Here is an 8,021-nt window from a genome sequence, read left to right on the forward strand (position 1 = left end):
GCCGGGCGGCGCTCTCGCGGGCTGCCGGTTCGACGGCGTCGTCCGCGAGGTCGTCGATCCAGAGCTTGGTGGCGACGGTCACCGCGTCGCGGTCGACCTCGCTCGCGGCAAGCCCCTCGCCGACGACCCTCTCGTTGCCGTAGATCCGGGCGGTGTCGAGGTGGCGGTAGCCGACCGAGAGCGCGGTCGTGACCGGCACGGGGTCGTCGATTCCCATCGTCCCGAGGCCGACCGGGGGAAGGTGCATGTCGGGGTGTCGGGTCGCGACCCGCTAAAGGTTTCATACCATCGGACGACGGGAGAGTGACGGGAGACCGCAGTCCGGCTACGGCCCATCGAGGTGCTACTCGCGGGCCGTCGACCGACGGATCACGACCCGTCGAGGGTGGGGGTCTGCCGTCGGCCGCACAGACAGACCAGATCGTGGAGGTCGTCGATTTCGTACGTGGGCTCGACCGAGAGGTCGAACGACCGGCGGTGTGGTCGGCGGATGAACGCCGAGTCGATCCCGGCGTTGTCGGCCGCCTCGATGTCGGATTCGTTGTCGCCGACGAACAGCGCGGTGGTCGCGTCGAGGTCTTCGAGCACGCGTTCGAGATAGTACGGCGAGGGTTTCTTCCGGGAAAGGCTCGCGATCGAGGGCTCGCGACCGTACACGACGTCGAAGCGGTCGGCGAGCCCGAAGTGGTCGAGCAGGTCGTCGAGCGTAGCCTGTTGGTTCGAGGAGACGACCGCCAGCGGGGCGTCGACGTGTCGGAGCGCGTCGATGTCCTCGTAGGGGGTCTTGCGGCCGGCGCGAGCCGCCGTCGCCTGTGCGTCGGTAGCGAGCTCCTCGCGGACGCGCCAGAACGCCGCCGGATCGAGACCGTATCGCTCACAGATGTCGCTCAGGGTCGCGGGATCGACGCCGACGGCGATGTCGTCGACGTGTGCGAGATCCGGGTCCGACACGCCCTGCCGCTCGAAGGCCTCCCAGGCGGCCTCGCGGAGGGTGTCGAACGGGGTTCGCCCGAGGATCACCCCGTCGTGGTCGAGAACGACGGCGTCGTACACTCGCTATCCTTGGTCGGTAGCGGGCAAAAAGGTTTCACACACGGTCGGGAGTCGTGAGCGGGCCGGCATACAGGTCGCGGTGGGTGACGTACGGCCTCTCGACAAGCGCGCACACGATCTCTCGACGGGCGACCGGGTTCCCGTAGGGTCGCAGTATGCGGGTGTTGTCCCGCGTTCCGGGGGTGCGCGAGGACTCCCGCACTTTCAATACCCGGCGCGTCGAACCTTCGGGTGGATCATGAACATCTCTGATATCGCAGTGCCGGAGTACGTCGAGGTCGCCGCCGACGAGCGACTCGCCAAGGTCCGGTCCATCTTCGAGCGCGAGAACCCCAAGGGGATCGTCGTCACGGAGGACGGCGAGTACGCCGGTGTGGTCGGCGAGAAGCAGCTCCTGCGCTCGCGCATGGAGGACGACACGAAGGTCTCCGTCGTCATGAAGCCCGCCCCCTCCGTCAAGCGGACCGAAGACGTCCGCGAGACGGCCCGCCTCCTCGTCGAGGGTGACGTGAAGATCGCCCCGGTCTACGAGGGTGAGAAGCTCTACGGGATCGTCACGGTCGACCAGATCCTCGAAGCCGTCCTCGACAGCCTCGACGCCATCACCGTCGACCAGGTCGCCACGACCGACGTGATCGGGATCAACGATGGCGACAGCGTCGGACAGGCGATCAACCGGCTCCGCGAGAACGGGATCTCCCGGCTCCCCGTACTGGACGACGACGGTGGGCTCGTCGGCGTCGTCACCACGAACGACATCGTCGAGTTCGTCGTCCGCGATCATGAGCGACAGGGAAGCGGCGACCGCGCAGGCGACATCGATCGGATGCTCGATCTCCCCGTCTACGACATCATGTCGAGCCCCGTCGTCACCGCGACTGGCGACGAGACGGCGAAGGCCGTCGTCTCCCGTATGTTCGACAACGATGTCTCCGGACTGGTCGTCACCCCTGAGGGCGCAGACACCGTCGCGGGGATGGTGACGAAAACCGACGTGCTCCGAGCGCTCACGTTCACCGAGGAGGACTCGATGGACGTCCAGATCACAAACGTCGACTTGCTCGACCGCGTCTCCCGCGAGCACATCGTCGAGTCCATCGAGGGCGTCGCCGACAAGTACGCCGAGATGCAGGTGATGCACGCACACGTCCGGCTCCACGAGCACAAGGAGAAGCTCCGCGGCACGCCGCTCATCCAGTGTCAGATCCGGCTCCGGACCAACCAAGGTCAGGTCGGTGGCTCCGGAGAGGGGTACGGTGCGGAACACGCGTTCCACGTCGCGCTCGACAAGCTCGAACGCAACGTCCTCGAAATCAAAGGCGTCAACGCCGACGAGGAGTACCGCGGCCAGCTCCTCCGGAAGCTCGGCGAGCTGTAAGGCGACCGCGGTTCGGGCCCTGTTATTCACCTTCGTTTCGACGCCCTTCGTTTCGACGTCCGAGCACATATCCAGCCTCGACGCTCCGTACAACACCGCGGCGACTCGGCGGCCGCTACTCGTCCATCCCCGCCGCCAACCCCTCCTCGACGATCCGGAACGTGGCGGAGTCGCCGGCGGCTTTCGACCGGTGTTTCTCCAGCGTGACCCGACGGTTCCCGCCGCGGAAGCGGTCGACGCGTAAGATCGTCCCGGTCCAGTGGTTGAGGGTGTTGCCGCCGAGCGCACGGTCTCGGTCGCTGTCGGGGTCGGTGAACACCTGATTGGTGATCACCACGGCGAGGTCGTGTCGCCGGGCCAGCGAGAGGAGATGCGTCACCTGTTTCGCGACCTTCCGGAGGGACTGGCCCCCTTCGGTGTCGCCGGCGCGTTCGAGCCGGTAGAAGCCGGTCGCGGAGTCGAGCACGATCAGGTCGATTTCCGCCGCGAGCTCCTCGGCGTCGCGAACGGCCTCGCGCTGGTCATCGAAGTCGTACGCCTCCGAGATCACCAGTCGAGCGGCCAACGTCTCGACGTCGCTATCGGCGTCCGGTCGTTCGACCCGAGCGCTCGCGATCTGTTCGAACCGGTCGATGGAGAGTCCCTCGGTGTCGATGAACAGCGACCGGTTGCCGGTGGCCGCGAGCTCGACTGCCGCCGTGAGTGCGAGGTTGGTTTTCCCGGCCGCGGGCGGCCCGTACACCTGTGTGACGACCCCGCGCTCGAACCCCCCGCCCAACAGCTCGTCGACCGGGTCACACCCGGTCCGGATCGGATCGCTCACTGTCGACGGTTAGTCCGCGTCCGTCTTTAAAAGGTCGGTCACGGCGGGACTGGAGGACTGGCGATCGGTTTCGCCTACCGGGCCGCCAGCCACTCGGCGAAGTCCCCGGTGAGGAACTCGGCGTACTCGACGACACCGAGGTACAGCGAGACGAAGACGACGATCACGACTGGGATGCGAACGACCCAGATCCAGAGGTCGCCGAGCCCGCCGAGGTCGCCGATCCCTCTTTCGAGCTCCTCGCGGGCGACCTCGGGAACGGCCCAGCCGACGAACAGCGCGAGCAGTAGCGCGCCCAACACCAGCAGGATGCTGTCGGCGAACAGGTCGAGCAGGTCGAGGAAGACGAGGTCTACGGTGACGGGCACGCCGAGGAGGAACACCGCGACGCCGAGCCCGGCCGCGGCGGGAACCCGCTCGATGCCGAACTCGTCGATCAGGTAGGACGCGAGCACTTCGAGGATACTGATCGCCGAGGAGAGCGCCGCGATCCCGACCATCGCGAAGAAGATCACGCCGATGACCCGGCCGGCGGGGATCTCCGCGAACGCGCTCGTCAGGCTCACGAATATCTCGCCGGGACCGCCGTCGCCGGGTGTCAGCCCCGCGGCGAAGAGGAACGGGAAGACGACGAAGCCGACGATCACGGCGATGAGCGTATCGAGCCCGACGATCACGCCGGCGTCCTCCGCGAGGTTCCGGTCCTCGCCGAGATAGGAGGCGTACGTTATCATCACGCCCATGCCGAGCGAGAGGGTGAAGAAGGCCTGTCCGGCCGCGGCGGGCAGGATACTCGTCCAGTTCTCGGCGATAACGCCGAAGTCGGGCGAGAGGTAGTACGCGTACGCCTCCGTGGAGGCGTCGAGCGTGAACCCGTACGCCGCGAGCCCGATCAGGAGGACGACGATGGCCGGCACCATCACCTTCACCGCGACCTCGATCCCGCTGCGAATCCCCGCAGCGATGATCCCGATCACGAGCGTCATAAAGAGCGCGTGGAACAGCAGCGAATCGAGCCCGGTCGCGACGCCCCCGAACAGCGCCTCGGCGGCCTCTGGGCTGGCGGCACCCGCCGCGTAGCCGTCGGTCACGCCGATGACGGTGTACCGCAGGAACCAGCCGGCGACGACGCTGTAGTACGAGAGGATAATGAAGCCGGTAACGACGAACAGGTAGCCGACGTATTGCCACGCCCCGCTACCGAGCTCGCGGATCGCCCCGACCGGGTTGAGCTCCGTTCGGCGGCCGACGACGAACTCGACGAGCAGCGCCGGGAAGCCGATGAGAAGAATGAAGGCGAGATACACGAGGAGGAACGCTGATCCGCCTTCCTGACCAGTGATGAACGGGAACCGCCAGATGTTTCCGAGCCCCACCGCGCTTCCGACGGCGGCGAGGATGAACCCGACTCGTGTCGCCCACGTCTCTCGTGCCATGATCGTCGGAAAACTCGGGGGCGGATACAAAAGTATGTCTTTCGAAACCCCCTTATTCCGGATGTAATTAAACGAACGATCATCGGACTCGACGAGGGGCACGGGGCGTGAAAACACCGTGAATTTAATAGACGGAAGCCGACCTCACGGTACATGGAACGCGTAGACGTCGCTATCGTGGGTGGCGGCCCCGCCGGTTCCGCCGCGGCGCACGCGGCTGCGAGCGCCGGTGCCGAGACCCTCCTGCTGGAGAAGGGCGTCCCGCGGGCGGATCGGGAGGGACTCGGTCCCGACTCGACGGACGCCGCGGGCATCCTCGATTACTGGGTCGACATTATGGGGATCCACCCCGACGAGTTCGACGAGGGCGTCGTCCAGCGGGAGCTGAACCGGGCGGAGTTCCGTGGGCCGAGCGAGTCAGCGACGCTGTACTCGACGGGGATCGACTCCTCATACGACACGTTCGGCTACACTTTCCAGCGGGCTCGGTTCGACGATTGGATGCGCGAGCGTGCCGAGAACGCCGGCGCCGAGTACCGCGTCGGCGAGTCGGTTCGCGGGGTGGAGACGGACCTCGATGCGGCGACGGGGACGGACGGGAACGAAACGCCGACAGGAGGAAACGAACGGGCCGAAGAGGGGAGCAGCGGCCCGCGACACGTCCTCCAGCTCGCGTCGGGCGGGACTGTCGGGGCCGACTTCCTGGTGCTCGCCGACGGGCCACAACGGACGGTGACGAACCGGGTGCTCGACGAGTACCTCCCGGAGGGCGCGGGTGGGTCCGACCGGCTCGCGCCGCCGGAGGCCAACCACATCGCCTATCAGGAGTACCGGCGAGTTCCCGAAGAGGTGTTCGCGGAGTTCGACGACGCCATCGTCTTCTGGTGGGGCGTTATCCCCGGCGAAACGGCGTACCCGTGGATCTTCCCGAACGAGGATCGGCTCTGTCGGATCGGGCTGACGATGCCGATCGGGATGGACATCGACGCGTTCGACGCCGCGGAGTACGAGCTGCTCGACGCGGACGACGAGTCGATCCCGAGCGGCGGCGAGTACATCCGGCGGCTGTTGGAGTGGCAGTTCGGCGACGAGTACGACATCGAAACGGAGTTTCCGCTGGTCGAGGAGGCGGGCAAACGCGGCGGAACCGAGACGTACCCGATCTCCTCGACGCGACCGATCGACTCGCCGACCGAGGCGGGGATCGCGGTCGTCGGCGGGGCGATGGGGACGACGTCGGCGTTCCACGAGGGTGGAGACCACGTCGCCGTCCGGACGGGTGCCATCGCCGGCGAGCTCGCCGCAAGCGGAGATCTCGCCGCCTACAACCGCCGCTGGAAGGAGGCGATCGGCGACGAGGTCGTCCGGAACGTGACGATGGCGGACATGGTCGCCGAGTACGGCCCCGCCGACTGGGACCGGGTGATCGGGGCGGCGGACGCGATGCTCGCGGCGGACACAGGTGATGGGCTGCTGGCACAGCCGTACCGCTCGGGCTGGGAGTCGCTGAAGCTCCTGCTCGGCTACAAGTGGAACAAGCGGAAGACGAAACGCGACTACGTGACGATCAGCGAGGACGAATACGTCTACTGAGGCCCCGAGCGGAGATCACTGGCCGTTCCCCACGGATCCGACACCCTCCTCTGACACGAGCGTGTACAACTCGGTCTGCGGCTCGACGAAGTACGCCGCGCCGTCGGCCGTCACCTCTATCATCTCCTCCTGTCCGAGATACCCCCACTGCGTGTCGACGCCGAGCTCGAGGGTGTATATTTCCCCTTCACGGACGATCCCCTCCGGCGACTCCCCGTACCGGTCCCATCGCGGACCGAGCAGCGTCCCGCCGTCGTGAGCGTTCCGCCCGACGTTGTGTCCCGCGGCGTGCTCGTACGCCGGCCAGCCCCGGTCGGTGATCGTCGACCGGGCGGCGGCGTCCACCTCGAACCCCTGTACTCCCGGCTCAACGGTCTCGAAGGCGGCGTCGATCGCCGCTCGGACGTCGTCGTATGCGGCCCGGAGGTCGGCCGGCGGCGTCGTCGGGTCCCCCTCACTCTCGTTGCCGCCGTCGTCGCCGTTGCCATCGCTGTCGTTCTTGCCGTCGTCCCCGTCGCCGTCCGCGGGTCGGTAGAAGAGTCGCTGGATGTCCGCGGCGTAGCCGCGGTGTTTCACCCCGAAGTCGACGTGGAGCACCTCGCCCGGGGGGAGGGTGCGGTCGCCGGGGGTCGTGTGTCCGACCGGTGCGTCTCCGCCGGCGTGGACGGTCGGACAGTACTCCCAGCTCCAAGCGCTCTCGAGACCGCGTGTCCGCATCCGGTCGTGGAAGAACGCCGAGACGTCCGCCTCGGTCCACGTCGGCGTCCAGGCCGCCGCGAGCTCGTCGAACAGCTCGATCGTGACGTCGGCGGCCCGCGCGACCCGGTCGTACTCCATCGAAGACTTCTCGCTTCGGAGGCGCGCGACCACGTCACGGGCGCTCACGAGCGCGTCCTCGTACCCGGTTCCGGCGAGCGCGTCGGTGAGCTGGAGATACATCCCGTGGGTGAGGCCGTCGGCGACTACGTCGTCGCGGGCGTAGTTGACCGCGATCTCCGTCGGGTCGACGTTATCGATCACCGTTCGGAGCGCCGGTTCGAACGACTCGTCGTACGGGTGTACCGTGTACTCGCCGAGCGCGTCAGCGTTCGGGGCGTCGTGACGACCGATAACGACGTGTCGCTCGTCCTCGGGGGTGACGACGACGAACGTCGGCCAAACGACGTCGAACCCGAGCAGAAACGGGAGACAGGGCTCGTCGATCTCGGTCGTCTCGCGGGCGACGGTGAGCCAGCAGTCGGTGTCGGTCTCACGGAGCAGGCGGACCGCCTGCTCGAGCTTCTCGCCGATGAGGGCTGTGTCGGACATGCCCATCCGGTCACGGGGGCCGAACATAGGCTTTCGGACGGTGAACCCGTTCGGTTCCAGCGGGTATCCCTCTCAGCGAATGACCGGTGCGTGTCGCTCGAACGAGGCCGAGGGGAGGCTATCGAGAGCGACCGACTCCACCTCGTGAGTCGGCCACTGGCCGGTCTTCGTCAGCGTCTCGAAGCGGTCGCTCGCGACCAGATACGTGTCCTCGCTTTTCGCTCCCCGGATCGTGGGGTTCCAAGCGTAGCCCATCGGTCGAGTCACCGGTTCGTCGCTGTCGGGGGTCGCGATCCACTCGCGACCGGCGAACCCGGCCGCACCGCCCTGGTGGTGGCGCTTCCACTCGTCGGCGAAGCCGACGGCGGCGTACGCCTCGCGGATCGCGTCGAACACGTCGCCGGCGGTGTCCGGTCCCTCGCCGGCACCG

The 8,021-nt window shown here is 67.3% G+C and carries 7 protein-coding genes and 1 pseudogene; 2 read left to right on the plus strand and 6 right to left on the minus strand.

The annotated features are described in order from the left end of the window. Positions 1-247, minus strand: a 247-nt coding sequence (locus tag ACFQEU_RS08150) for an aldo/keto reductase (protein WP_379781039.1), incomplete at its 3' end; no start/stop codon positions are given. 122 nt (positions 248-369) lie between these two features. Then, positions 370-1,053, minus strand: coding sequence for an HAD family hydrolase (locus ACFQEU_RS08155; RefSeq protein WP_379781041.1), 684 nt, complete (start codon positions 1,051-1,053; stop codon positions 370-372). A gap of 238 nt (positions 1,054-1,291) precedes the next feature. On the opposite strand from ACFQEU_RS08155, the gene ACFQEU_RS08160 reads away from it, so the two are divergent. Continuing rightward, positions 1,292-2,431, plus strand: a complete 1,140-nt coding sequence (locus tag ACFQEU_RS08160; protein ID WP_379781043.1) for a CBS domain-containing protein — start codon at positions 1,292-1,294, stop codon at positions 2,429-2,431. A gap of 115 nt (positions 2,432-2,546) precedes the next feature. Here the strand turns inward: ACFQEU_RS08160 and radB are convergent, their stop codons facing one another. Both radB and ACFQEU_RS08170 read right to left on the minus strand, forming a co-directional pair. After that, on the minus strand, positions 2,547-3,254 hold the full coding sequence (gene radB, locus ACFQEU_RS08165; RefSeq protein ID WP_379781045.1) for a DNA repair and recombination protein RadB: 708 nt from the start codon (positions 3,252-3,254) through the stop codon (positions 2,547-2,549). Positions 3,255-3,328: 74 nt separating this feature from the next. Then, positions 3,329-4,690, minus strand: a complete 1,362-nt coding sequence (locus tag ACFQEU_RS08170) for a sodium-dependent transporter (RefSeq protein WP_379781047.1) — start codon at positions 4,688-4,690, stop codon at positions 3,329-3,331. A gap of 153 nt (positions 4,691-4,843) precedes the next feature. Between ACFQEU_RS08170 and ACFQEU_RS08175 the strand changes: the two genes are divergently transcribed. Continuing rightward, entirely contained in the window at positions 4,844-6,283 is a 1,440-nt protein-coding gene (locus tag ACFQEU_RS08175; protein ID WP_379781049.1) for an NAD(P)/FAD-dependent oxidoreductase, read from the plus strand. 15 nt (positions 6,284-6,298) lie between these two features. Here ACFQEU_RS08175 and ACFQEU_RS08180 read toward each other — a convergent pair whose 3' ends face one another. Then, positions 6,299-7,591 (minus strand): M24 family metallopeptidase, encoded by a 1,293-nt coding sequence (locus ACFQEU_RS08180; protein WP_379781051.1) that lies wholly within the window; start codon positions 7,589-7,591, stop codon positions 6,299-6,301. Between the two features lie 72 nt (positions 7,592-7,663). Further along, positions 7,664-8,021 (minus strand): annotated as a pseudogene (locus tag ACFQEU_RS08185) (M24 family metallopeptidase); the annotation flags it as partial.

The sequence above is a fragment of the Halorubrum tibetense genome, assembly GCF_042661865.1.
Classification (GTDB): Archaea; Halobacteriota; Halobacteria; order Halobacteriales; family Haloferacaceae; genus Halorubrum; species Halorubrum tibetense.

What these genes read in the sequence shown, in the direction of transcription:
- ACFQEU_RS08160 (WP_379781043.1), top strand. Translation starts at nt 1,292, where the DNA reads ATGAACATCTCTGATATCGCAGTGCCGGAGTACGTCGAGGTCGCCGCC.
- ACFQEU_RS08170 (WP_379781047.1), bottom strand. Translation starts at nt 4,690, where the DNA reads ATGGCACGAGAGACGTGGGCGACACGAGTCGGGTTCATCCTCGCCGCC.
- ACFQEU_RS08175 (WP_379781049.1), top strand. Translation starts at nt 4,844, where the DNA reads ATGGAACGCGTAGACGTCGCTATCGTGGGTGGCGGCCCCGCCGGTTCC.
- ACFQEU_RS08180 (WP_379781051.1), bottom strand. Translation starts at nt 7,591, where the DNA reads ATGTCCGACACAGCCCTCATCGGCGAGAAGCTCGAGCAGGCGGTCCGC.